This is a genomic window from Vampirovibrio sp. (assembly GCF_041737375.1).
Taxonomy (GTDB): domain Bacteria; phylum Cyanobacteriota; class Vampirovibrionia; order Vampirovibrionales; family Vampirovibrionaceae; genus Vampirovibrio.
On sequence record NZ_JBGSRV010000010.1, the window covers coordinates 402,448 to 427,935 of the forward strand.

The 25,488-nt window shown below is 51.2% G+C and carries 26 protein-coding genes; 18 read left to right on the forward strand and 8 right to left on the reverse strand.

Annotated features, from left to right (window positions below; translation table 11 throughout):
- Positions 1-47: 47 nt before the first annotated feature.
- Positions 48-1,781 (reverse strand): electron transfer flavoprotein, encoded by a 1,734-nt coding sequence (locus tag ACEW81_RS06850; RefSeq protein ID WP_373532223.1) that lies wholly within the window; start codon positions 1,779-1,781, stop codon positions 48-50.
- A 27-nt stretch (positions 1,782-1,808) separates the two neighbouring features.
- Positions 1,809-2,693, reverse strand: coding sequence for a ferredoxin reductase domain-containing protein (locus ACEW81_RS06855; protein WP_373532224.1), 885 nt, complete (start codon positions 2,691-2,693; stop codon positions 1,809-1,811).
- A 293-nt stretch (positions 2,694-2,986) separates the two neighbouring features.
- Between ACEW81_RS06855 and ACEW81_RS06860 the strand changes: the two genes are divergently transcribed.
- The 15 genes from ACEW81_RS06860 (at position 2,987) to ACEW81_RS06930 (ending at position 16,071) form a co-directional block, all read left to right on the forward strand.
- The gene (locus tag ACEW81_RS06860) at positions 2,987-4,129 is read left to right on the forward strand and encodes a hypothetical protein (RefSeq protein ID WP_373532225.1); all 1,143 of its coding nucleotides are present in this window, start codon (positions 2,987-2,989) and stop codon (positions 4,127-4,129) included.
- Positions 4,130-4,202: 73 nt separating this feature from the next.
- Positions 4,203-4,589 (forward strand): hypothetical protein, encoded by a 387-nt coding sequence (locus ACEW81_RS06865; RefSeq protein WP_373532226.1) that lies wholly within the window; start codon positions 4,203-4,205, stop codon positions 4,587-4,589.
- Positions 4,590-4,794: 205 nt separating this feature from the next.
- Positions 4,795-5,196, forward strand: coding sequence for a hypothetical protein (locus tag ACEW81_RS06870; protein ID WP_373532227.1), 402 nt, complete (start codon positions 4,795-4,797; stop codon positions 5,194-5,196).
- Positions 5,197-5,503: 307 nt separating this feature from the next.
- Entirely contained in the window at positions 5,504-6,205 is a 702-nt protein-coding gene (locus ACEW81_RS06875) for a flagellar basal body rod C-terminal domain-containing protein (protein WP_373532228.1), read from the forward strand.
- A 38-nt stretch (positions 6,206-6,243) separates the two neighbouring features.
- The gene (locus tag ACEW81_RS06880) at positions 6,244-6,948 is read left to right on the forward strand and encodes a flagellar hook-basal body protein (RefSeq protein WP_373532229.1); all 705 of its coding nucleotides are present in this window, start codon (positions 6,244-6,246) and stop codon (positions 6,946-6,948) included.
- A gap of 20 nt (positions 6,949-6,968) precedes the next feature.
- The gene (locus tag ACEW81_RS06885) at positions 6,969-7,316 is read left to right on the forward strand and encodes a flagellar basal body rod protein FlgB (RefSeq protein WP_373532230.1); all 348 of its coding nucleotides are present in this window, start codon (positions 6,969-6,971) and stop codon (positions 7,314-7,316) included.
- Positions 7,317-7,382: 66 nt separating this feature from the next.
- Positions 7,383-7,907, forward strand: a complete 525-nt coding sequence (locus tag ACEW81_RS06890; RefSeq protein WP_373532231.1) for an RDD family protein — start codon at positions 7,383-7,385, stop codon at positions 7,905-7,907.
- Between the two features lie 45 nt (positions 7,908-7,952).
- On the forward strand, positions 7,953-8,399 hold the full coding sequence (gene flgC / locus ACEW81_RS06895) for a flagellar basal body rod protein FlgC (protein WP_373532232.1): 447 nt from the start codon (positions 7,953-7,955) through the stop codon (positions 8,397-8,399).
- Between the two features lie 36 nt (positions 8,400-8,435).
- A complete protein-coding gene (locus ACEW81_RS06900; RefSeq protein WP_373532233.1) occupies positions 8,436-9,107 on the forward strand; it encodes a lytic transglycosylase domain-containing protein in 672 nt (223 codons plus the stop codon).
- A gap of 29 nt (positions 9,108-9,136) precedes the next feature.
- Positions 9,137-9,457 (forward strand): flagellar hook-basal body complex protein FliE, encoded by a 321-nt coding sequence (gene fliE, locus ACEW81_RS06905; protein ID WP_373532234.1) that lies wholly within the window; start codon positions 9,137-9,139, stop codon positions 9,455-9,457.
- 259 nt (positions 9,458-9,716) lie between these two features.
- On the forward strand, positions 9,717-11,402 hold the full coding sequence (locus ACEW81_RS06910; protein ID WP_373532235.1) for a flagellar M-ring protein FliF C-terminal domain-containing protein: 1,686 nt from the start codon (positions 9,717-9,719) through the stop codon (positions 11,400-11,402).
- Between the two features lie 115 nt (positions 11,403-11,517).
- Positions 11,518-12,036 (forward strand): hypothetical protein, encoded by a 519-nt coding sequence (locus ACEW81_RS06915; protein WP_373532236.1) that lies wholly within the window; start codon positions 11,518-11,520, stop codon positions 12,034-12,036.
- A 71-nt stretch (positions 12,037-12,107) separates the two neighbouring features.
- A complete protein-coding gene (locus ACEW81_RS06920) occupies positions 12,108-13,226 on the forward strand; it encodes a hypothetical protein (protein WP_373532237.1) in 1,119 nt (372 codons plus the stop codon).
- Positions 13,223-13,942 carry a FliH/SctL family protein gene (locus tag ACEW81_RS06925; protein ID WP_373532238.1) on the forward strand — a complete coding sequence of 240 codons (720 nt, stop codon included), beginning with the start codon at positions 13,223-13,225 and terminating at the stop codon, positions 13,940-13,942. The genes ACEW81_RS06920 and ACEW81_RS06925 overlap by 4 nt, the downstream gene beginning before the upstream one ends.
- Entirely contained in the window at positions 13,942-16,071 is a 2,130-nt protein-coding gene (locus tag ACEW81_RS06930) for a flagellar biosynthesis protein FlhA (protein ID WP_373532239.1), read from the forward strand. Before ACEW81_RS06925 ends, ACEW81_RS06930 begins: the two co-directional genes overlap by 1 nt.
- Here ACEW81_RS06930 and ACEW81_RS06935 read toward each other — a convergent pair.
- The 4 genes from ACEW81_RS06935 to ACEW81_RS06950 form a co-directional block, all read right to left on the reverse strand.
- The gene (locus ACEW81_RS06935; RefSeq protein WP_373532240.1) at positions 16,068-16,733 is read right to left on the reverse strand and encodes a RibD family protein; all 666 of its coding nucleotides are present in this window, start codon (positions 16,731-16,733) and stop codon (positions 16,068-16,070) included. The genes ACEW81_RS06930 and ACEW81_RS06935 overlap by 4 nt on opposite strands.
- A 59-nt stretch (positions 16,734-16,792) precedes the next feature.
- Positions 16,793-17,524 (reverse strand): FAD-dependent thymidylate synthase, encoded by a 732-nt coding sequence (gene thyX / locus ACEW81_RS06940; RefSeq protein ID WP_373532241.1) that lies wholly within the window; start codon positions 17,522-17,524, stop codon positions 16,793-16,795.
- A 203-nt stretch (positions 17,525-17,727) separates the two neighbouring features.
- Positions 17,728-18,495 carry a tetratricopeptide repeat protein gene (locus ACEW81_RS06945; protein ID WP_373532242.1) on the reverse strand — a complete coding sequence of 256 codons (768 nt, stop codon included), beginning with the start codon at positions 18,493-18,495 and terminating at the stop codon, positions 17,728-17,730.
- Positions 18,496-18,591: 96 nt separating this feature from the next.
- Entirely contained in the window at positions 18,592-19,305 is a 714-nt protein-coding gene (locus ACEW81_RS06950) for a pyridoxine 5'-phosphate synthase (protein WP_373532243.1), read from the reverse strand.
- Positions 19,306-19,613: 308 nt separating this feature from the next.
- Between ACEW81_RS06950 and ACEW81_RS06955 the strand changes: the two genes are divergently transcribed.
- From ACEW81_RS06955 to ACEW81_RS06965, 3 genes are all read left to right on the forward strand, one after another.
- The gene (locus tag ACEW81_RS06955) at positions 19,614-20,462 is read left to right on the forward strand and encodes a M23 family metallopeptidase (protein WP_373532244.1); all 849 of its coding nucleotides are present in this window, start codon (positions 19,614-19,616) and stop codon (positions 20,460-20,462) included.
- Between the two features lie 107 nt (positions 20,463-20,569).
- A complete protein-coding gene (locus tag ACEW81_RS06960; RefSeq protein ID WP_373532245.1) occupies positions 20,570-20,989 on the forward strand; it encodes a J domain-containing protein in 420 nt (139 codons plus the stop codon).
- 3 nt (positions 20,990-20,992) lie between these two features.
- On the forward strand, positions 20,993-22,063 hold the full coding sequence (locus tag ACEW81_RS06965; protein WP_373532246.1) for a glycosyltransferase family 9 protein: 1,071 nt from the start codon (positions 20,993-20,995) through the stop codon (positions 22,061-22,063).
- Positions 22,064-22,171: 108 nt separating this feature from the next.
- Here ACEW81_RS06965 and ACEW81_RS06970 read toward each other — a convergent pair whose 3' ends face one another.
- Positions 22,172-23,413: a type II secretion system F family protein gene (locus ACEW81_RS06970; RefSeq protein WP_373532247.1), complete on the reverse strand. Its 1,242-nt coding sequence runs from the start codon at positions 23,411-23,413 to the stop codon at positions 22,172-22,174.
- 4 nt (positions 23,414-23,417) lie between these two features.
- Complete coding sequence (locus tag ACEW81_RS06975) at positions 23,418-25,373, reverse strand: GspE/PulE family protein (protein WP_373532248.1); 1,956 nt, start codon at positions 25,371-25,373, stop codon at positions 23,418-23,420.
- Positions 25,374-25,488: the final 115 nt, after the last annotated feature.

Genomic DNA, 25,488 nt, shown 5'->3' on the forward strand with positions numbered 1-25,488 from the left:
TCGACCTCCACACCCTGTTTTTTGAGTTTAAAACCGGCTAAAAGCGCTTACAGCCCCATAAAATCAGGGCCAGAGCCTTGCTCTGCAGCACGAACTTTTAAATTCACTTCCGGGCAAATAATTTCACAGGTGCGGCACTGAATGCAGTTTTCCAGCGACATACCGTGCTTGTGTAACCCGGCCACCTCATCCACCCGATGCACTTCCGCCGTGCAATCGGACACGCAAGGCGTGGTTTTGCTTAAACGCTCGTAAGTGGCAATGCATTGAACGCACACGTCGGCGTTAAACTCATCGATGTGTAGATTGCCTTCATGGTACTTGGGGTCGGCATAAAACACAGCGTCGGGCCGGGAAACCATCGTAGCGTCGTCGTATTTGGGCGACACCAGACTGGCTGGTTTGTAATTGGGAATAATATGCTGATAATCGGGCTTGTACTTTAACGCCCCAATTTCGGCGGTGCCTTCAATAAAGCCTTTCAAGCGCAAGGCATCGGTCACGGCCGTTAGCGGGTTATTTTTAAGCCCCACGCTCATCAAGCCCAGGTACGGGCTGGTAGTATCAATGCCTTGCAGCACCTCTGGCAAGTAGTTCCGCAGCAACCGGGGATTCTCCTCCCAGGCATGCCGGAAATAACGGCCTGCTTTCAGTTCCTCGCCCACAAAACCGGCCATCACGTTGCGTTGATAAGGTGATAAGGCTGCTTCCGTAAACGCCCCACCGGATTTCAAAACCTCATGAATCACTTCAGCGGCAATATAGCCAGTTTCCATGGATTTATCCACCCCGGACAGGCAACTGACATCCAGCACCCCCAAGGCATCTCCTAACACCAAAGCCCCGTTCACCTGGAATTTTTTGGGCAGGCTGTAATAACCCCCTTCTGGCAGTAAAGCGGCGCCGTACTTCAGCAATTTACCGCCTTTAATCATGGCCTGAAGCCACGGATGCTTTTTTAAGTCCTGCAATTTCTGCTGCGGGTTCAAGTTGGGATTGGGGGTATCCAGCGACATGATCAATCCAATGGTCAGCTTGTGATCTTTCATGCCATAGATAAAGCCACCCCCAAAGGTGCCATCCACCAGCGGATAGCCCATAGTGTGCCACACCTGACCCTCAAAACTCTGATCCGGGGCCAGTTCCCAAACCTCTTTAACCCCCACCGACCATTTTTGCGGGTTATCCCGCAAATTAAATTTGGCAATCAAATCCCGAGAAACAAAGCCCTTGTCTCCAAAACAAACCACCCGACCGTAAATATTCTCTTCATCCGGGCTGCCTGTAGCCTGTTCCACCACTTGAACGCCCACCACGGTATCCTCTTCATACACCACCGCATGGGCGGCAAAGGCCGGAAAAAAATCACCGTGAATATGCTCCGCGGCACTGACTTTCTCTTCCAGCTTTTCATAAAGCCACTTCACCACATGGCTTAAAGTCAGGATGTAGTAGCCTTCTTTTTTCACCCCATTGGGCATGAAAGGGCAAGGCACCTGCCACACGTTTTGAGCGCCCAGCACCGAAAAATGACTGTGGGTACAAATGCCTTCCAGCGGGAAATCGGATTGCTCCAGATTGGGAAATACTTTTTTCAGCACCCGGGGGTTAGAAACAGCCCCACTGACAATATGAGCGCCAAATTCTTTCCCTTTTTCCAAAACGGCAAAGGTAAAAGCCGTGCCACTTTCCACGGCCAAATCCACCAGTCGGTGGGCCAAAATAAGATTGGAAGGACTGCCTCCAATCAATAAAACATCATATTCAACCCGTTCAGACATAGAAGGCCCCCTCTCATCGGCGTGGCCCTAGTATACCTCAACGTGCCAACGCTTCTCCGCTTTCAATGTATCAAAAAATACATTCCAATCAATGCCCTGACGTTGCGCGATTTCCTGGAAACCCTCCAGAATACCGGCTTCCATGCCCCGCAGGCCACAAATATATAAATAGGTTTCCGGTTGTTTCAGCAACTCAAACAAGGTTTCACCGTGTTCAATCAAGCGATGTTGCACGTACATGCGGTTGCCTTGGGCGTTTTTCTCTTCTCGGCTGAAAGCGGTAATCACCTGACAGCCAGCGTTTTCCTGATACGCTTTCAACTCGGCTTCATACAGGAAATCCTTGCGGGTTTGCGCTCCAAAAAATAACCAGCTCTGGCCGGTTTCATGCTGAAGCTGCTTGTATCGCTTACTCAGGAAGGCCCGGAACGGCGCAATGCCGGTGCCAGTGGCCACCATAATTAAATTGGCATTGGGTTGATCCGGCATGATAAAAGCCTTGCCCACCGGGCCGGTTAATTTAGAGGTATCACCCACTTTTAAATCGCACAGATAGCTGGAGCAAACCCCGTGATATTCCTGGCCGGTGGCCTCATCCACGGTAATGGCCCGCTTTACGCAAACGGTCAGGGTTTTGCCATGCCCATCATCACCCACCCCAGGGGAGGCGATTGAATATAAACGCAGTTTGTGAGGCTTGCCATTGGCATCCTCACCCGGCGGTAAAACGCCAATGCTTTGACCTTCCACATATTTTAAATCGCTGGCGGAAACATCATAAACAATATGGCAAACATCGTTGGGAGAATCCGGGGCGGTCAGCCGGTAATGATCGATGACCCGAGCCTCCAGCGGCGCACCGGGCTTATAAATATTGGATGGAATTTCCTGAGCGGTAGAAGGAATGGTCATACGAACCTCAAGCCTCTTGAATTGACTCTCTTGTGATAACACGCTTCAAACTTGGGAAAAACTGAAAAGCGCCTGCCCATTGGCGGAACTCTATTTAATAAAAAAAGTATGCCCGCAATCCCGCTGAGCGCTTGGGGAGGCAAACAGTGGCATTCATTGCTTAAAAATACTGTAACATAAAATAAAAGACGCCAGCCTACAGCAAAGAGAGGAACTCACAGCGTCTTGCCGCATACAGCCTCTCTGCCATGAAAGCGTTCTCTGAAATGGAAGCGCACTACAATGAAAGCCTTATGAAATTGATAAATGAATACCGGAACCGAATGAATAACCGGCATTTAAAATCCCTTTACCTGCTTTGCCTGGCCGGACTGTTAGTGCCGCTCGTGGGGTGCTTGGGGGAGTCTCAACCCGCCGAAACCATCAATGAACCCCCTTTTATACCGGCCATAGAAGCCCCCGTGGTTTCTGAGGATAAAAATGAAATTCCGGCGCTTTATGTGGGCGCTTACGCCGACCTGATGGATTACGGCGATCAAACCCGCCACAACCCCAAACTGTTAGCGGCAGTGGGCCATGCCATCCGTATCGGCGTTTTAAGGCCCGCCGGGGTCCACGATCAATTCAACCCCAATCTCCCCATCAATTTCACTGAATTTCGGCAATGGGCGACCGATTATCAAGCGGCGGAAAGCGCCTCCAAAATCCAATCCGGCGCTTTAGGCCCGCTGGAAGCCAAAACCGCATCCGCTCAGCCCAATGCCCTACAAGCCATGGCCGCCCCCCCCGATGCACTGAGCAGCCCCATGAATCCCGCCAAACTGATGATTCTTCCAACGGAGCTGCAGTTGGGGACGCATACCCTGGAAAACAACCGGCCTTTAAACCGGGAAGAACTGTGCGCGTTGTATGTTTATTTGGCCCAAAAGCAACCACTGGCCCACGCACTCAGCCTCGATCAGATTGAAAACGCGTCAGTTGACCCAAACATGATGTCCAGCGATGAAGCCCTTTCCATGTTTAGAGATTACACCAGCATCAGCGATTGGGCCAAACCGTATGTGGCCATTGCTTATCAGGATGGAATGCTACAAAAAACCTTTCGACTGAGCGGCACCCAGCTCACCATTGATCAAGGGTTTGACCCATTGGCCCCGGTCAATCGGGAAGCGGCCATTATGTTGCTGAACCAGATGTATGGGCATATCCAAACCCCGGTACCCAAAGCAAGCCCAGCCAAAAGCCTATCGGCAGAAAAGGCGGTATCCTCCGATCCGGGCATGCGGGGGCATTATACGCCCAAAGAGGTCATGGCCCCACCGGAAACGCCTCTTCCCAAGGCCGCTGCGCCCGCCCCTTTAAAGAACCTGAAAACGCTCACGGAGACCGGCCCTAGTGGCAGCAAAAACGTCCGGCAAACTGAGCGGGCGGAGTAACTTGTCACCATGGTTCCCGGCTGATAAGATGACAGGGAAAATCAACGATAACGCTAGGAGTGGACTGTAAGTCATGAGTGAAACCCCTCAACCCGAAAAGCCAACCCCCGTGGCCCAACCCCCCGCCACCGCAACCGCGGAAAAGCCAGCCGCCCCTGTAGAGCCACCCTTTAGCGCCGATGATCTACAAAGCAGCACCGCCCGCTTTACCCACAAAGCCTGGTACCTTTACTATAACAACCGTAAAGATATGAAGTTTATCCGGGAAGCAGAACTGCGAGCCACATTGGAGGCCCGCAGCATCGACGGCGCCGAAGAACTGCAAAAATTATTAATTGAGGCCGGAGCAAGCAGCCTCAGCCGTAGCGATAAACTTTTATCCTTTAGCGGCACCTATGAAATCATACAAACCATCATCCGCCACCCGGAAACCCTGATGGTAGACACCGTTAAAATTTAAAATAACGCTTAGCTTGCAAAAATCCCGGCCCCATCAAGGTCGGGATTTTTTGTGGAGATTTTTGTTAGGAAGATCGATAGAAATCCTTTAAAATAAAACAGACGAGATTTTAAGGCGTGGTTTAATATTCACGAATTTTCATTTCAGTAGCAGTCGTGGTGTCCAGTTAAAACCATACGGATAGAGCGCGTTAGGAGAGAACGTTGTGTTGAGCAGAAATTGTGCCGTGCTTGCGGTAGCACTGGGACTGGCTTTAATGCCGGTTTACGTGGGGGCTACAGCCCTGAATCCTACCAAAGCCAACCCAAGTGGCCCCATGACCCGCAGCGGCAATAAAACCTGGCAAATCATAAGCTTCCCTTTAAGGCTGATGACAGGAGCCGCTGGCCTGGCCTTTGGGGCTATTGGCGGTGGCATGAAAGGCATTGTGCATACCGAAGAGGCCTTTGCCACCCAAACCTTTGGAGAGGCGGATAAAAACCCGTTGATGGTTCCGGTAGGACTGATTGGCACCTTGGCCGCTTTGCCGGTAGGCATTGCCACCGGCGTTCCGGTAGGGGCCGCTGAAGGCAGTGATTTAGGCTTCCGCCTGTGGGACCAGTTTTAAAAGCCGTATCTATTTTATTTAAGAAACAACGTTCTCTCTGATTACTAACCTCATAAAAAGCCCTCTGTTTGTCAGGGGGCTTTTTGCGTTAAATCCAAAACAGTTTAAGAGGCCAGTATTTCAACCACCAGCATGGCCCCATCAATTCACCTACTAGGATTGCTCTCCACCAGATAGGGGATCTTCTCTTTCTTTTCCTCAACTTTTATTTCCGCTTTGCCGAAATGGAGAACAAGCGCCATTGCGATCGGCCCAAAACCGAGCATTATTTCAACAATGCGCCTTGAAACCATAAGGAAAGCGGCCCATGGAACTGCAAGGTTACGTTTACGCCAACGATGGCATGACTATCTCCATCAAGGCCATGCACACCCAAATGTCCATGCTCAACGTGCATACGGACAACATTGCCAGCTATGGCGTTCCGGGATACCAGAAAAAAAGCCCGGTCATCACCTCCTTTGCGGAAATTTTAGGCCCCAATTCGCTCGATGAAGCAACCAGTACCGAAATCGGCAGGCTGCGACGCTCAGGCAACCCCTTAGATATCGCCCTGAACACGCCGGGTTATTTCCAAAAACTCAACGCTTATGGCGGCGTGGACCTAACCCGTGATGGCCGTTTTCACGTTGATAAGGACGGCTACCTGAAAGCGCTGGATGGCAAACGGATTTTATCAGCAGCGGGCTTGCCGGTGCGCTTTCCCATGATCCCGGATGATTTGGAGAAAAAAGTCAAAATCAACCCCAACGGCGAAGTGCAGTTGTATGACACTCGCAACGGAAACCTCATTTCGGTGGCCACCATCGGGGTTGCCAACGAGCAAGGGGCCGCCGCCGGAGAAGTGGATATGAAACAAGGCTACGTGGAAGATTCCAACGTGATGCTGCAAGACGAATACATGGCCATTATGCCCCTGCGGCGCGAATTTGAAGCCAACCGACAAATGTTTATCGTGCAAAACGACAACCTGTCCAGAATGATCCAGGAACTGGGCAGAACTCAGTAATTCCAATTGAATACCAATCCAATTTTAGGGAGTTACCCATGCTTGACGTAATTATGAGACTGGCAGCCAACAACGCTGGCAAACAGTTCCAGTCGCTAGGCGCCATTTCCAACAACATTGCCAACTTTAACACCACTGGCTACAAGGCCCAGCGCTTTGAACAATACCTGACCAGCGATGACCGGATGGAGAACTCCCTGCGGGTAGACGCCAGCAAAGGCTTAGCCATGATCACCAAGCGGGAACTGGATGTTTCCATAGACGGATTTGGCTATATTCCAGTCACCCAGCCGGATGGGGTGGTGGCCTACACCCGAGATGGCAGCTTTGCCCTGAACAGCGAAGGCATCATCGTGACCAACCGGGGCGATATTGTGGCTGATGGCATTAAAGTGCCCATCAATTACGAAAACATCCAGATTCAAAAAGACGGTGAAGTGCGGGTGAAAGTCACCGGCAGCCAAACCTTTCAACCCATCGGGAAAATCACCATGGCCCGGTTCGCAAACCCGGAAACGCTTAAAAGCCTGGGCTACAACAAATTAACCCCCACCCCAGAATCCGGCCAACCCATGGTGGACACAGAAAGCAAAATCAGCCAAGGCACACTGGAGCGCTCCAACGTCAGTATCCACGGACAAATTGACCAGATACTACGCCTGAACGCCTCTCTTATTTCTAACATCAGAATTATCAAATTTGCCGACGATCTGTATCGTCAATCCGTCAACCTGAAGCAGTAAGCAATTAAAGGGGTTTCGCCATGGATTTCGTGGGCAACTCACTGGATTTATCTCTTCATTATTTAACCGCCATTTCCGCCAAACAAAAACTAACCAGCGCCAATATCGCCAACGCTCAAACACCGGGCTACACCGCACGGGAAATGAGTTTTGCCGAAGTGCTGAAAACGGAAAACCCCTTTGAAACCGACTTGTCTCAACGCATGGGCAGCAAGCTGAGTGAAATGAACAACAACAGCGGTTTGCCAGTGGACTTGCAAAAAGAGCTGGTGGAAATGCAGAAGAACCTGTTGTTCTACAGCATGACCACCCGCCGGGCGGCCAGTGTATTCAACTCCCTTAAAAATGCCACCCAGGTAGGCCGCTAAAAAATAGGGTCGATAAAAAAGCAGGCCGGTCAAAAAAGCGAAAAACCAAAGAGGCTGATTTCAAACATGGCGCAACGCACTCAACAGGCTGGCAAACCCTTCCAACCCTTTTTAAAGGTGCTGGATGGCAAAACCACGCAGTTAAAAAACCCGTGGCGCCGATACTTCGCCAAAGGGATCGACAGCCTGATAGTGACCCTGATTTGCGCGCCCCTGTTTTTGATTTTCGAAACTCCATTTTCAGGAATCGGGTTCAACCAACCGGTCAGCGAAGGGGCTTACAACGTGCTGATGGTGCTGCTATTTACCCTGGCCTTGATTGTGTACGACAGCGTTTTACTAGCCACCTGGGGCACCACGCCCGGTAAAAACAGCATGAGCCTCAGGGTATGTAATGCCCAGGGCAGGCCCTTACATTGGGAACAAGCCATCACCCGGTCAATCTGGATAAATGGCCTACTGAGCCTCTGCTCACTGATTCCATTGCTCCCCATCATTTTGATGGTGTACCAGAAACAACGCCTTTGCCGAACCGGCTTTACCAGTTGGGACGCCCCGGAAGAGGTACTGGTCTACCGGGTTTCACCCTGATTTACCACTTTTCAAAGCAAGCATTCAACTTAAGGAATCCATGACATGACATTATCAGGATCGCTGGATATTTCAGTACAGGGCCTAGGTGCCCAATCCGAACGGATGAAGGTGCATGCCAACAACATCGCCAACGTCAACACCCCTTACTATGAACGCAAAATTCCAGTACTGGCCGAAAACTACCAGGTGTCTTTTCAGGATGTGATTGCCAGCATGCGGAAAGGCATTATTACCACCGGTGTTTCTTATGGTCCCGGCGGCACTTTAATGGCAGGCGTGGTGGCCGATAAAACACCCGGCAAGCGTATTTATGAACCCGGTCACCCGGAAGCCGACAAAGATGGTTATGTCACCTTGTCCAACGTCAACCCCATGACCGATATGGCCGATGCCTTCAACACCTCTCGGGTTTTTGAAGCCAACCTGGCCGTCATTGGCGTGGTTAAAAACATGGCAAACAAAGCACTGGAAATTGGCCGGGGTAGCTAAAAGCTAACGGCTTAAGCCAAAAGGAATGAACAAACCATGACAATCTCTGGAATTTCGGGAAGCGGCATGATGGCAGGTGGCGGTATTGAAGCCATTGAAAGCCGCATGCGCCAGATTGAAGGCATGATTAGTGCCGTACGAGGCCCACAACCCGCAGGTTCCCCAAGCGCACCCACCCTCCCCGCGGATCCGCTTTCCGATGCCAAACAACCCCGGCCTTTCCAGTTTTTCCTCAAACAAGCGGCCACCCAACAAAATGGGGCCTTACCCAACCTGAAAGCCACGGCTGGAAACAACCAGAACGCAGAGGCCTTTCAGCCCCTAGTGCAACGTTTGGGCGCTCAGTTTGGGGTAGATACCAAATTGATTAACGCGGTCATTCAGCAAGAATCGGGCTTTAACCCCCATGCGGTTTCTAAAGCCGGGGCAAGCGGCCTAATGCAATTAATGCCCGGTACCGCCAAACAACTGGGCATTAACAACCCTCAAGATCCCGCCCAGAATCTGGAAGGCGGGGTGCGCTATTTAAAAGGGCTGCTCAACCAGTTCAACGGCAATATTCCTCTGGCGCTGGCCGCCTATAACGCGGGACCGGGCGCCGTTGCCAAGCACAAAGGCATTCCCCCTTACAAAGAAACCCAGAATTACGTCCGCAACATTCTATCCATGTATCTGCAAGCCAAGCAGTCGGACAGCCCCACCAGTTAACCTGAATTCCCGATGAACGGAGCATTTTTATGAAAATCGGCCAAATTCCCAGCTTTTCCATGACCCAAGGGGTGAAAAACCCCTTTCAGGCCAGCATGCCCAAACTGCAACTGGATTCAGCGGTTCAAAAACCCAACTTTCAGGATGCCATTGTGAATAGTTTGAACCATGTGAATGAAGCCGCCCAGGTTCCCGATGCCCTGATGCATGACGCCATGACCACCGGCGGGGTGGATGTGCATGATGTGATGGTGGCCAACGCCAAATCGGAACTGCTGATTAGCATTACCACCCAGGTGGCCACCAAAGTGATACAGGCTTACGATAAAATCCTGCAAATTCAGATTTAATAGTCCGAATTTATAAAGCCAAAGTTAATACGGCAATGGGCGCGTTCCGCTTTGGGGTGGCCCACCTCACCACTTTAGGTTGCGAAACCGCAAAAGCGGATTAGGCTTAAAAAATGGAAAGCTCCTCCATTTTCAGGAAGTTCGGGGCTGGAAGATCCACCAGCCAACCGATAAAAGCCACAGCCGTTTCACCGTAAGATAGAAATGGCTGATTGTAACCTTAAGCGGCCCTATTGGATTCAGGAAGCAGAAATAACCCATGCCTCCCCAAATACAAGCCATTATGCAAGATAAAAGAATGCTGGCCATTATTGCCGGCATTTTGGGCTTGATACTCATTGTGGCCGTAGTCTTAATCGTCATAAACAATGCCCCTAAAAATCCGGGGGAAGAAAAATTGGGCGACCCCATAGAGTCCCGTAAACTGGCCTTGGTGACCAGCACCGGCAAAGCCATTGAAATTCAGGCGCTACTGGCCCGAGAAAACATTCGCCTGGAATCCACCGGAGAGGGCGATAAAGTGACTTTGCTGTTTGAAAAAGGCACCACCAAAAACGAACGGGATCGGGCCTTGATCACACTGGTACAATCCGGGCTGATGGATAAGCATGTGGGGTTAGAAGCCTTTGACAAAGGGGATTTAACCGCGTCTCGAGAAGAAAAAAGAATTAAACTCATTCGCTCTCAGCAAGGGGAAATTGCCCGCCTGATTAAAAAAATTGATCCCATTGAGGATGCCTCCGTTAATATCGCCATTCCCGAACAAACCCTGTTTCGCAGCGAAATACAGCCTATGTCGGCCACCGTACAAGTCACCATACCCAGTGGCACCCGACTGAGCAAGCCCAAGATAAAAGCGATCACCAACCTGGTGGTGGGCAGCCTGCAAGGACTGGACTCTTCTCATGTAACCGTTACCGATACCAACGGCAACACCTACAGCAGCGTGCTGGATAATGGAACCGAAATCAACGAAAAAATTGAGGAGCAGGACAGCTACATGCAGCAAAAGGTGGCCACCCAACTGGATCGGTTGGTGGGCACCGGCAACTATGTAGTAACAGTCAGTACCGAAGTACGTCAAGCCGCCAAAGAAACCATGACGCAGGAATTTGATCCCCAAGGGGCAGTGGTTAGCACCAAACAGGCGTTTAACGAAAATTTGAATTCAAATGGAACAGGCCCCGCCGCCGGTGGCCCCACCAGTAGCTTTCTGCCCAACTCACTGCATTCGGCGGTGATTGGCGGTAAAAATAACAAAGATTACAACCGCAACGGGGTGGAAGTGGCCTACAGCAACTCCAAAACCCAGTGGGTTGAAACCAGGCCGGTGGGCATGATTGAAGATATTTCCATTGCGGTGACCATTGATGCCAACCACTTTCCGGGGGGCATGAGTGTGAACGAACTGCAGGTTTTGCTCGCCAAAGCGGCCAGCCCCAAAATGCGACCGGAAAACGTGAGCATTGCCCGCAGCGACATGCAAAAATTTGCACCGGCAAGCGCTTCCGGCTCAGACGGTATGGATGGCGGGGGCAGCGGCACTAGCGGTAACCTGTCCTGGATTTACTGGGCGGGAGGCGCGGTACTGCTTTGTTTGCTGGCCATTGTGTTGCTGAATATGCAAAAAGGCGGTCAAAAAATCCCGGAAGAGGCCATGGTTCATGCCCAGCAGGAACTCCAACAGTTACGAGAATTCGCCAACCAGCAGCAGGCCCAATTACAGGCCACCCAGCAACAAACGCAAATGATTCTGGAAGCCCAGCAAAAACAAATGCAGCAGGCTCAGGCCCTTGAAAACACCGTGCTGGAATCTCAACGGCGCATTGCCACCAGCGGCGGCATCCAGCAAACACTGGAATCGTTCAAAGACGTGGTATCCGAAGAAGATTTGGAAGATGATACGCTGGATTTAGAAATTAAAAGCTGGATTGAATCTTCTTGAATGAAGCCCCAAAACTCCCTTGGTGGCAGTATTTATTCCTGAAATCATAAAACCCTGAAAATCCGGTTCTGATTTTTTATCCATCAACCCCGAGCAGAGTGAAGCGAGCACTGATATGAGTCAACCTTTATTTCATTCCGAGCAATTGGCCACAGAGTGGGCTTCTCGAATCTGTGATCGGTTGGTGGAAATTGGCGTTTCTCAATCTGAAATTGAGGAAACCAGAACCATTATTTTTGCCTTCACTCGCATTGCCGCCAATGAGTTATCCCAAAATCGCAGCATTCAATTGCCTTACACGGATACACCCTTTGTGGTGGACGCCAGCCATGCCCAGCAGATCATCGATTTATTTTTAAGAGGCGTCAACCATTCCTCTAAAAAACTGCGCGATTCCGGCTTGGCATGGGAGGCTCGAAAAGTGATTCTGGAAGCGCTGGCCTGGAAATTGTTTAATCTGGCCAAGCTGCTGGTGGGCTTTATGCACGTTCCCAATCCCGCTTTCCCAGGCAACATGACCAACAGCCCCAAAGAGCTGCAAATGCTCATGAAGCAAAGCGCGGAAACCCTGCTTAAAGAAGAAACCACCGGCACCAAAGGAGCCTCGGTACCACAGCCCTGGAATCGCAATTAGCCTTTAAACACCGGTTGCGTTGTAAACATTGATTTTGGTTCATTCAACAACAGGCACCCAATAAACGGCCCATGAGTAATTTTAACGAAGAAGCCATTTTAGAGCAGGCCAACCAGTTGGTTTACAGCCGTTTGCAAAATTATGGGCTAACCCCGGAAGAGGTGGAAGGGTACGCTCAATTTGTGGCCAGTTTTAACAGTGTGGCTATTTCGGAACTGGCTAAGGAACCCGGCATTCAACTTCAGGAAGACGCCGATCCCATTCCGCTGGATGACGCCACCGCCTCGCAAACCGTTTCTCTGTTTGGAGAAGGCGTACTCTACAGTATATTGCGTTGCCGGGAGCACAATATTGGGAATGAGCTGGCGGAACAATTGACCCAGCAAGTGGCCATGCACATTTATGAGCAAGCCAAGCAAGTGGTGGCCGCCACCCACGGGCAGGAACATACCCCTGAATTTCAATTCAACCACGAGCAACAGGTCGAGTTTATCACCCAAGGGGCCGAAAGCGCCCTGGTTCATTATATTGACGAATACGAAAAAGCATACGGTCCCATTCACCCGGAACCCGAATTGGAACTATCAGCCGCAGAATCTTCTGAAACGCCACAAACAGAATTGATGGGGAATGAGCCTGAGTCGTCAGCAGGCATAACCCCTCCTATGCCTCCTACCGGCGCCCCAAACACCCCCCTGAAAAACCATGAAAAATACGCGGCGGTTTCTTTGATGTTAACCACCTTAACGGCCAGTCAGCGGGCTAAACTGCTCCATAATTTTAACCCGGCAGAAAAAGAGTTAATTGCCTTTTACAGCTATCCCCAACATGTGGAGCAGCATTTAGACATTGATCAGGTGGAAGCGCATTTAAAAAAACTGAAAGCCCTGTTTAACAAAAGAGCCCGAAAGAGTTCTCAGGCCTCCAGCCAACGAATCACCGCGCTGATTGGGCTGATTTCCGCTCAAAAACTGCTATCATGTGTAAAAGAGGAGCGGGCGGTGGTAAAGCGATACCTGATGGCCCACCATCCAGAACTGGCCAGCCAGCTGGAACAGGATTCATCCTTGACGCAAACGGTTCCACCACTATCACCCCGGCTGGCGGAAATTATTTATCATCACCTGGCCAAACGACTGGATCCAGAACGGCAGCAACGCCTTTCGAATGAGGGGAGCCAATCGCGATGATCATCAAGCGACGTTCACACAGCCACACGTTTCCCAGCTCGGGAGAAGACCCCAACACCCTTTCACCCGGTGACGAGGCGATTGAGCCGCCGGTAGAGTGGAATGAAGACACGGTAGAATCCGGCTTGGCCCCTGAGCGCCGAACCGATGACCGGCGCAATGACCGCCGCCGGGGATATCGCCGCATTGAGGACAAGGACTTAATCAGCAAAGCCTATCAGGAAGCCGTGGCCATTAAAGAGCAAGCCGAGGAAGAGGGTTTTCAGGAAGGGCTGGCCAAAGCGGAAGCGGCCATTGATGAATTGCGGGAAAGCATTGCCCAGCTCATGAACGGGCGGGAAGAAGCGTTGTTGTCGGTGGCCAATGACATTGGTTCATTGTCGGTGGAAGTGGCCGCTCGCATTATTAAAACCGAGGTCAGTTGTGATGAAACCCTGGTCATGGGTATCGTCAAGGACACCATCCAGAAACTGGGGCGCAACACCAAAAGCGTGTTGGTCAAAATTAACCCGGAAGATGCCGCCAATGTGCGCCGCTTTTTAAAAGAAGATCCCATTCCCAACCTGAACGCAGAAATGATTATTATGGAAGATACCGGCGTGGATTTGGGCAGTTGTATTGTGGAAACCAACAGCGGATTAATTGACGCCTCCTTTGCCACCCAGCTGGGTATTTTACGGCGGTTGTTCAGCAATACGTCTGAGGGAGGGCGCTAATGGCCCAACCTCAGGGCGGGCAAAGCTTCGTACTGCCATCCGCATCAGAATTAACCATGAGCATCATGATCTGCGCGCTGATCATTGTCATTCTGCTGCCCATGCCCACCTGGCTGCTGGATGTCATCTTGACCATGAACATCTCGCTGGGCGTGATTTTGCTCATGATGTCCCTGTACGTTCAAAAACCGCTGGATATGGCGGCCTTTCCCTCTATTATTCTGGTAGGCACCATGTTCCGGCTGGCCCTCAGTATCGCCGCCACCCGGTCCATTCTATCCAAAGGGGAGGCGGGCGGGATTATTCACGCCTTTGGTGAACTGGTAACCGGCGGTAACCTGATTGTCGGGGCGGTCATCTTTATCATTATCACCCTGGTGCAATTTATGGTTATTACCAAGGGCGCGGAACGGATTGCGGAAGTAGGGGCCAGATTTGCGCTGGACGCCATGCCCGGTAAACAAATGACCATTGACGCCGACTTTAACGCAGGCCTGATTTCCCCGGAAGAGGCCATTAAGAAGCGGGAAGATCTGCAACGGGAATCGGCCCTGTTTGGTTCTATGGACGGGGCCATGAAGTTTGTAAAAGGGGATGCCATCGCCGGTATCATCATTACAGTTATCAACGCCATTGGGGGTTTGGCCATTGGTATGCTGATGAATGGCATGGCCATTGAGGAAGCCTTGCAGCATTACACCATTCTCACCGTAGGGGATGGTTTGGCCGCCCAAGTGCCCGCCCTACTGATGTCGGTTGCTTCCGGTCTGATGATGAGCCGATCCACCGCCAGTGAGAACAGTTTGGCCAAAGATTTATTCGCCCAGGTGCAGGGCAAACCCTACGGCCTTATTTTTTCAGCGGCGTTTTTGTTGCTCATTGGTCTTTCCGGGCTGTTTGGCACCGGCATGCCACTGTGGGCCTTCGGCCCCATTGCTGTAGGATTGGGAGCCATCGCTTTTAGCGTGTTTTTGGCCACCGATGTCCAGCAACAACTGGGCCAGCTGGATCAGGTGAAAGAAAACATGAGTGAGCTGATTAACCCCAACCGCATGTACGAAAAACTGGGCGTCGATCCGCTCAGCCTGCAAGTGGGGAACGATTTGCTGGTGATTGCCGATCCCGATCAGGACGGGCAGTTATTGGGTAAAATCGCGGGACTGCGCTCTCGAATGACCGATGAGCTGGGCTTTATTCTGCCCAACATTCGCATTATGGACAGCATTAACATTGGCCCCAACGAGTATTTAATTTCCATTCGCAACAACCCGGTGGCCTCCGCCAACGTTTACCCCGGACGTTACATGATTCCAGCCAGCCAGTTTCAGCTTCACAACCTCAAGCCGCCCCAAAGCGCCATTGTGGATATGGAACCCACCTTTGGCATTGAGGAAGCCTACTGGCTGCCTCCCCAGGAAATTCCCGAGCAACTGCAAAAAAGCGCAGTGGATGCCACCGATGCCCTGATTGAACATATGAAGGAAGTGGTCATCAAGCACGTGGATGAAGTCATGTCCAAAATGGATGTGCTGAAACTAATGGAGCTGGTGCGCCAGCAGGATCAATCCATTATTCAGGAACTGGTTCCCGCCATTTTAACCCCCAACGATTTACGCAAGATTTTTGTGAACATGGTGCGGGAAAAAGTGTCGATCAAAGACATTATGTTTGTTTTTGAGCGCTTGAGCGATTACGCCCGCTTCAGCAAAGAACCGGATATTCTCTCCGAGCGCCTGCGGGCCGCTTTGGGCCGTCAGATCTGCTTACTGCATTCCGATAAAAATAAAAACCTGTATGCGGTGACACTTTCCAACGAATGGGAAAAAATTCTGGATGACAGCTGCCAGCGGACGGAACTGGGTACCATGTTTTTGCTAAACCCCTTGCAAGTGCAGGAACTAATTGAAATTACCGGTGAGACCCTGCGCCGGGTGCAACAAACCTACGAACGGGTACCCGTCATTCTATGCTCCCCTCGAATCCGCTTGCCCCTGTTCCAGTTGCTGGATCGCCATATCCCCATCATCACGGTCATGTCTTACAGCGAGCTAATTCCAGACATTCAGGTGCAAGCCGTAGGCACCATCGGCACCAGTGACTTTGCCGATAACTACGGTTATTCCGCTTAATCGGCGCTCGTGGGGTAATTCACGTTTAAGTGCAAATAAAGCTCCGCCCCTTGCCATTCGGCAGAGATGACTTCAGTGCGAGGGGCCTCAGCCACCCGAAAGCCTGCCCCCGTCACCAAACCCGGATCGTCCTTACCACCCAATAGCAGGGGGCAAACGGTTAGGTACAACTCGTTAATGGCTTTGGCTTGCAAAAACAAATTCATAATATGGCCGCCCCCCTCTACCATTAAGGTGTTCACCCCTTTGGCTTCCAGCACTTCCAGAATGCGGGGAACCGGGTTGCCCGCCGCACCCGCAGTCAGCCATTCAACATGGGCCGGATAGCGGGCTTGAATTTCCGGGCTGGCCGCCTGGGGCGAAAAAATCAGCACCGGAACCGGGGGATCGCTGTTCACGCTATCCTGAAACAGTTTGGCCTGTGGGGGCAACTGAAAAGATTGAGTGAGCAGGCATTGCAGGGGCGCTACTGGTTGTTGGCTACCCTTTCGCACGTTGGGGTGCTGGCGAAAGGTTTCTCCGCCGCATAAAATGGCATCCGCCTGATTACGCACGGTTAACAAGTGCGCTAAATCAGCAGCAGTCCCCACCCGATCTTTCAGATTGGTGGCGGACCCAATGCGTCCATCCAGTGTAGCGGCAAAGCAGGCGATAATTCTCATGGCAAGGGCATCATAGCAAGTTCAGGGCCGCTTTACCATTGAGCAACTTAAGCGTTGCTCTACCCCAGCAAGGCCTCAAAAGAAACAGGCACCACTTGTTGGGTCAGTTGTTGCAAGGCATCGGCAAACAACCGGATTTCATACTGAGCGCCCTCATGGGTGCGAAGGTGAATAAAGTTCACTAGGGCTTGCAAGGAAACCGTCCAGTAGAATTCGGTGTAAATATTCAAGGGCAAAACGCCACGGGCCTGTTCACGGGCCACGCCATGCTCCAGCATACGGTGGTATAAATCCAGCGATTTTTGACAGTGGTTGTTGTATTCCGCCATCAACTGCCCCTCAGGATCCTTCACCAACTCATCAGTAGAGGCCTGCTTGTTGTTTTCCGACTGCTTGCGGAAACCGTCCGGGGCGTAAAAATGGAATTCGCTGGCATCCACATAGCGCAAACTAATTTCATTCCAGGCGTGATCAACAGTGGCGGAATCGGTATAGGCAATGCCTACAACATGTTTGTACCACTGACGGGCCACAAACTCAGGCACCTTGCAGTGAAACTGAAGCTGCACATGCCGGAAGGGGCTCCAGTGCTTATGTTCTGCCAGGTATTTAATCAGCTTTTTATCGCCTTCCGATAATTCGGTTTTGCGCTTGCCAAAAGAAACCCGCGCGGAGTTGACCACGGTCAAGTCCGTTCCCATGGAGTCAATGAGTTCTACAAAGCCATGATCCAGCACCGAGATATGTTTTTCGGCGATCATCAAGTTCTCTTCTTCCGTCAATGCACTCATGGGCTAAACTCCTTCTTGCGGGGTCAAATCAACAACCCCAAAACGCTCTCGTGGATCGATCATAGCCGCGCTTGACTCCCCTGACAACGCCCTGACAGCAAAGAATAAGAACACCAGCCAGCCCGCCCGCCCAAGGCGCAACCCCTCAGAGACTTTCCAGATTTCAGCCCCAGTTCGCAAAGGTTTACAGGGTAACAACTTGTTTACGGATTCCCGCTGGGATCTCCGCCCATGCCAAAGCCCTGCATCATCTGATTCATCATCATATTGCTCATCACACTGGGATCATAGCCCTCGGAGCCATTCGCCCCGCTCATCCCCGGCATCATCATCAAACTCATAGGGTTCATACCACCCATCATGCCATTCCCTTGCCCGTTATTCTGGCCTTGACCCTGCATCATTTGCATCATCATCCAGTCCTGAGGCGACATCCCCTGCATGCCTTGCCGCATGGCCTCAGCCACACTCTGGCTTGGCTGGGTAGGGGGCAAACCGGGTTCGGCCGCACTATATTCTGTGGGCGTTTGCACTGATTGAAAGCGGGGTGGCAGGTCCAAATCATTGTCTTTGGGCAAGTAATCCAGCCCTTTTTGGGCCAGAGTGGCGGCTTTACCATGGGGGGCCAGGGTTACAATTTCCTCATATAACTGTTTGGCCTTTTGAAAACGGCCCAATTGCGCTTGGGTAATAGCCAAATAATAAGTGTATTGGGCATTTTCAGGCGCTTGTTGATGAAGGGCCTCAAAGATCTTCTCTGATTGCTGGTAATTGCCTTCCCGGTAAGCTTTTACCCCTGCGTAAAAATCCACAGACAAGCCAGCGTTTGAAACCTCGGAAGGATCTAGAGACGAAGCCGACCGTTCCAACGGAACCTGACCCGCCCAACCCAAGCCGGTGCCAAACACAACATATAAGGTAAGCAGCGCCGCTATCAGGAAGGCTTCTGAGCGCCGCAGGCCCACTAACATTAAACAAAAATCATGCTTCATATTCTTCAGTATAAGCATGTGGCCTGAAATTTCAGCCTTCAACTGGAGGAGTTTTAAAAGCAGAGGGAAAAAACTTTAAGCAATGAGTGCCTTCATTTTGCCCACCGCCTGGGCCAACCCGCTAAACACGGCTTCCGAAACAATGCTGTGTCCAATATTCAGTTCCACCAAACCGGGCATGGCCAAAATGGGCTGGACGTTTTCGTAATTCAAGCCATGGCCAGCGTTGACCTCCAGGCCCAATCGCACCGAAGCGGCAGCGGCCTCCATCAGCAAGGCCAGTTTTTCAGCCTGGCGGGGGCTGCCAAAAGCCTCGCAGTAAGCGCCGGTATGGAACTCCACGATCACCGCGCCCGTTTCTTTAGAGGCCTGCACCTGGGCCAAATCGGCATCGATAAACAGACTGACTTTGATACCAGCGGCCTGTAAGCAGGTGGTGGATTCTTGCAGTGCTTTCAGGTTGGCCACCACATCCAGTCCGCCCTCGGTCGTCAGTTCCTGACGACGTTCTGGCACCAGAGTGACCATATAAGGATTTACATCCAGCGCAATGCCGACCATCTCTTCTGTATTGGCCATTTCCAAATTCAGGCGGGTGCCGATCCGTTTTTTTAAGGCTTGTATGTCCGCATCCTTAATGTGCCTGCGGTCCTCGCGCAGGTGAGCGGTGATTCCATCGGCGCCGTTTGCTTCCGCAATCAGGGCGGCGGTTAAGGGATCCGGGGCAAAGCCGCCTCGGGCATTTCGTAATGTAGCCACATGATCGATATTGACACCCAGCAAAGCCATCTGATTTTCACCTTATTATTTAAATGTAAATACAAATAATAACGCCAAGAATATTATTTTTTGCGTATTTTTGACACTATACTCCGAACCGTTGAGGGTAGAGTATCACTTGCTTTCCCTGAAAGATATTTCATTTATGAAAGATAATGATTGTCTTTTTACATTGTCACCCCGGATGATTTTTGTTAGCATCCGTCGCATAGTTTCAGTCGTTATTTTTGTTAGGAAGTTATTTTGCAGCAATCCGGCCAGCCATACGGTCTAACCGAATCTGTCAGCAAGCAGCGTGGTGTCTCAAGAGTTTGAGTATGATGAACGATAACGTGAGCAACCTTAAAATAACCCGAAATTTAGGATTATTGGCCGTCAGCGCCTTAATTTTAACCGGTAGCACCGCTTTGGCCAACATTAGCAAACCCGAGGCCCAAGACGTCCCTACCAGCATTCCGGTGGCTTCAGAAGCCCGTGAAATTTTAGATCGCGCCTCCTTTGTGGCCTTTGAGGCCGCCTCTCAGGTTCAAAAAGCACAGGCCGCCTCTAACCGGGAAGATACCGCCGATAAACTAAAAAGCTACATGGCCGCCCTGAGCTATGTACCCAAAGCCGTGGACCTGCCCAGCGATGACGACGCTCTGGATGAACCATGGCTGGCCTCCAGTTCAGGTTTAAGCGACGGGATGGTTGTGCCTCGCCTGAATGATAAAGCAACGGGGGCTTTAAGCGGCGTACAAATTGACAAGGCCTTACACGGAAAAACATTTTTAAAACTGCTAAAGCCCGTTCACAACGCCCTGATCACCTCGCCTTTTGGCCTGCGGTGGGGCCGCCCGCACCAGGGTATTGATTTGGGCGCACCGGCAGGAACGCCTATTGTTTCCGCAGAGGCTGGAAAAGTAATTTACAGCGGCTGGAAAAGCGGCTACGGCAACTTTGTGGCAGTGGATCACGGTCACGGCTACGAAACCCATTATGCCCACTGCTCGCTGCTGACCGTACGGGTAGGGCAAGTGGTTGGCAAAGGCCAGCAAATTGCCAAAGTGGGCAACACGGGCCACTCTACTGGCCCTCATTTACACTTTGAAGTGGTGGCCAATGGCGTTCATCGTAATCCGGTCACCTTCCTGAATCACACCACGGTGGTGGTGCAAGCCCGGTAATCAATCCTTTTCAATAGTTCTATAAAGCGTTGGCCTTATCGCCAGCGCTTTTTTGGTTCAGAGCCGATCATTACAAGGCGCTGTGGACAGTCGTATAATAGACAAGTATGAAAGACTACTACCACATCCTTCAGGTACACCCTGAAGCCAGCCAGGAAGTGCTAAACGGAGCTTACCGTTCTTTGGTGAAGCAATTCCACCCGGACAAATTTCACACTCACCGCAAAGCAGCCATGAACGATAAAATGCGGGAGATCAACGAAGCCTACCAGGTGCTTAGCAATGCCCAAACCCGCACCGATTACGATCGTCGATACCCCGGCATCGCCGCAAAAGCCAAACAATCGGCCCCCAAAAGCCTGCAAGCTCGCATTAAAAGCGTGTTACTCTGGACCCTGCTTTCATATCTGGCCTTAACCTTCTTTATCAAGCCTCTCATCGGCAGCCCAGTGGCCAAATTGCTGATTTTAGTGGCGCTGGCCTACTTTTTTTTCCGGCTTTACATCAAGCAAAAGAAACGGCCCTGACCCGTGCCTGAATCCTCGCATCCCCAGCACCCGCAAAACATTTTGGTCATACCCCTGCGCTACATCGGGGATACCATCCTTACCGTGCCGCTCATTCGCAACTTGAAGCACCACTTTCCGAACGCCAACATTGATGTACTGTGCAGCCAAACCGCCGCCCCTTTGCTGGAAACCTGCCCCTACATTCGGAAAGTTCTGATTGAGCCAAAAGGCACCCCAGCCCGCTTGCAACAATTGAGGCAGGGAAACTATCAACAGGTTTACAGCCTGCGAAAATCCGTCACCGTGGCCTTAATGTGCAAACTGGCTGGCGTTCCGCAAGTGATTGGCTACGACAAGCAACGATTTCCCTTTGGGTACAAGCGCTGGGGATGGTTTTTAGACACCCAAAGCCACTACCCCGGCCTAAAAACAGACATCCCCCAACCCATCAGCCATTTGGGACTGCTGCAAGCCACTGGCCTTGCGCCGGTGGACAACCACCTGGAGCTTTGGGCCACCCAATCCGATCAAAAAGCCATAGAAGCCCTGCTGAGCCAGCACGGCGTTGACACCACCCAACCCATCGCCGTACTGCATGCGGCCAGTGCTTCCCACGGCAAACAAATAGACTGGGATAAATTTTCAGCCAGCCTCCATCATCTGCATCAGGCCGGGTATCAGTTGTTAAACACTGGAACCAAAGCCGATCAGGCCCTTTACCACCAATTGGCCCAAAGCACCGGGCTTCCCCTGGTTAACTTGGCCGGAAAAACAACCCTGCGAGAAACCGTTGCCCTCTATCAGCGCATCCAGTTATTGCTGACCGTGGATTCCAGTCCCATTCATCTGGGAGCGGCAGCAGGGGTTCCCCATATTGTAGGCGTGTTTGGCCCCACCAACCAAAAGCAATGGGGACCCCATCATGCGGGGATTCAATTCAGGCCGGTTTTTGTAGATTTACCCTGCCGCCCTTGCTACGCCAAAGTTTGCGAGCATAACAACTGCAAAGTGCAGCTGACTGGCGCGCAAATTGCGGAATCAGTTAAAGCATTAAGCCTTCATTCAACATTGCTGGAGCAAGAAAATAGATAGCTCCCTCTAATCATTAGAGACGTACGCTTAACCAATAATCAAGCAGATTCAGCGTGTTAAAAATGCCAGCCTTTTCATTCAAGTTTTTCCAGAGACAGGTGCTTTTGGTTAATTACCCGCCACCATTTTGCTCATATCGAACAGCGGAATATACAGCGCCAAGGCGACCCCTAACAGCAGGCCGCCCAGCACAATAATCATAATGGGTTCAATCATGGTGGTCAGGGTTTCTACCGCCCGATCTACTTCCACGTCCAGATAATCGGCGGATTTGTTCAGCATTTCCTCCATGCGCCCGGTTTCCTCGGCAATGGCAATCATTTTAACCACCATAATGGGAAAAGCGTTGGTTTGCTCCAGTGGGCGGGCCAAAGAGCCGCCCTGTAAAATACTTTCCCTGGCTTTGTCAAAAGCAACCCGCAGCACATAGTTATCCACCGTGGCGGAAGAAGTCACCAGCGCTTCTACCAAAGAAATACCGGCGCCAACCGTACTGCCCAGGGTGCGCACAAAACGACTGACATAAACCTTACGGAACAAATCGCCAATCAGCGGAATGGTGAGCAACCACTGATCGATCAAGGGCTTGCCCTTTCCATTGCGGAAAATATTGAACCAGAAAAAGAAAGTACCACCCGCCAACAGCATAGCCCACCAAAAACTCATGGTGAATTTACTGGTAATCATTAAAACCTGAGTAGGCAAGGGTAGTTGAGAGTTATAGCTGGCAAACATGGTTTCAAACTGAGGCACCACCACCACCATAATAACGGTAATGACGGCGATAATAACCACCACTGTAAAAGCGGGATAAACCATAGCCCCCTGAATGGTGGCTTGCAGTGCCATGGTTTTTTCCATGAGGTTGGCCAGACGTAAGCAAACCGACTCCAGCTCACCGCTGACCTCTCCAGAACGCACCATGTTGATATATAAACTGGGAAACTGTTTGGGATAACGAGCAATTGCCCCACTAAAGGAATCTCCGGCAATGACATCCGCCCGCACTTTTTTCAGAATATCTTTGAGGGCCTTGTTTTCGCTTTGCTGCTCCAGCAAAAACAGCCCTTCAATTAAAGGAATACCAGCGTTCAGCAAGGTAGACAGTTGCTGGGTCATCAGACAAATATCTTTTTGTCCCACCTGGGGCGAGAAAATAGCGCCAATCACAGGCAACTTCTGCAGAATATCTCCCACATCGGCGCTTTGTGTATCTCGCTCAATTTTGGTGGGAATTTGCCCCTGATTCCGCAGAATTTCCTTGGCTTCTCGTAAATTGATAGCTTCCAGCTTGCCATCCACCGTTTTACTGGTAGAAGGATCAATAGCGGAATAAACAAAAACTGTCATCGCTTTACGCTTCCTCCAAATCAAGACCCAGAACACGGGTCACTTCATCCACCGTGGTTAAACCGGCAAAAATTTTCCGCTTTCCATCCATGCCCAAAGTCAACATGCCCGCTTTCACCGCTGCATCCTGAATGACAAAGCTGGAGGCCTTGGCCTCAATCAATTCGCCAATTTCCCGGTTCATATTCATAATTTCGTATAACCCAATCCGACCTTCATACCCGCTATTGCTGCAACGTTCACACCCGGTTCCCTTTTGCAGGATGACCGGCTTTTCCGGGTTAACAATTCCCAAAATCTGAAGCTCTTCCGGGGTGGCCTCGTAAGAGATTTTGCACTTGGAGCAATTTCGGCGCACCAGGCGCTGAGCCAGAATGCCAATCACCGCGGAACTGACCAGATACGAAGGAGCCCCCATTTCCAGCAAACGGGTGATTGTTTTGGCGGTGCTGTTGGTGTGCAAGGTACTAAACACCAGGTGACCGGTTAAGGCAGCGTGAATAGCGGACTCCAGTGTTTCCTCATCCCGGATTTCACCCACCATTACCACATCGGGATCTTGTCGCAAAATGGCCCGTAGGCACAAGGCGAACGTTAAGCCGGACTTGTGTGAAACCTGCGTTTGATTGACCCCGGATAGCGGATATTCCACCGGATCTTCAATGGTGGTAATGTTTCGCTCTGGCGAGTTAATTTCTCGCAAACAGGAGTATAAAGTAGTGGTTTTGCCGGAACCCGTAGGCCCGGTAACCAAAATAATACCGTGGGGAGACTTGATCATTTTGTTAATGCGCTTCACCTCTTCCGGCGGAAGCCCCAGTTTTTCAAGGCCCCCGGTGGTGGCGTTGGGCCGGAGCAAACGAATTACAATTTTTTCGCCAAACTGAACCGCCAGCGAGTTAACCCGCATATCAATGTCCTGACTGCCCACTTTAATTTTCATGCGGCCATCCTGCGGGCGACGGCGCTCGGCGATATCCATGCCGCTGGCAACTTTAATACGGGAAGTCACGGCTCCTGCCATTTTTTTGGGAATGGATTTTACTTCCCGCAAAATGCCATGAATTCGAAACCGCACCAGCAAGCGCTCTTTTTGGGGTTCAATATGCACGTCTGAAGCATCGGATTCTGTGGCCTCAATCAAAATGGAATTAACCAACTGCACCACCGGAGCGTCATCAGCGGCCATTTCCGCCTCTAGCTCAGAAGCCGTTGTTTGGGCAAACATGCCGCTATCCATGGAAAGATCTTCCGCCAAGCGGGCCAGCACTTGATCGGATGAAGTATGAGTGCCGTAAAACTTATCCAGCAGGCCCAGCATCTCTGTATGAGTGGAAACTCTTGGGATGGGGCGGTAGCCGGTCAGCAAAGCGATTTCATCCAGCACATGCAAGTTATCAGGGCGAGCCATGATAACTTCCAGCCGCTTGTGAGCAACATCCACCCGCAACGGCAAAACCATATGGCGCTTGATAAAATCCTTGGGAATTAAAGACATCACATCCGGTTGCAACTGAATGGTGGTGGTATCGATGTATTGTAGACCGTGAAGCTTGGCAAGGGCTTTTCCGAGATGAATTTCATCAATAAAATCCAGCTTAAGAAGTACCACCCCTAAAGGGGCACCGGTAGCCCGGCCTTCTAATAACGCCTGTTCAAGCTGCTGCGGGGTAATATAGCCCTCTTCAATCAGCACATCCCCAATGCGCTTAGGGCCTTTTCTGGCAGGTGGGGCAACAGGTGCTGGCGCTTGAACCGGAGGGGGAGCAGCCGATACGGTGGGCGGTTCAGGCGCTGGGGGTAAACTGACTGGAACCGAAACGGTGGCTGGAGACTCTACCGCTTTCCCATTGCTGGCCACGGCAACAGGCAAGGCTTCCGGCATAGAAAAAGCCTGACTCGGTAGAGTCTGGCCCAACGGCGGATATTGCTTACTGGTGGATCCAAAAGGGGAACTCAATGTGTTGCTCCATTTAGCGCTGTCGTTTTAATACTTTTAAGAACTTTTAGGAAAGCCCTGTTTTGTTTCTCTCGGCATTTCCTTATAATTCTTGAATTCCCAAAATTGTATTTTC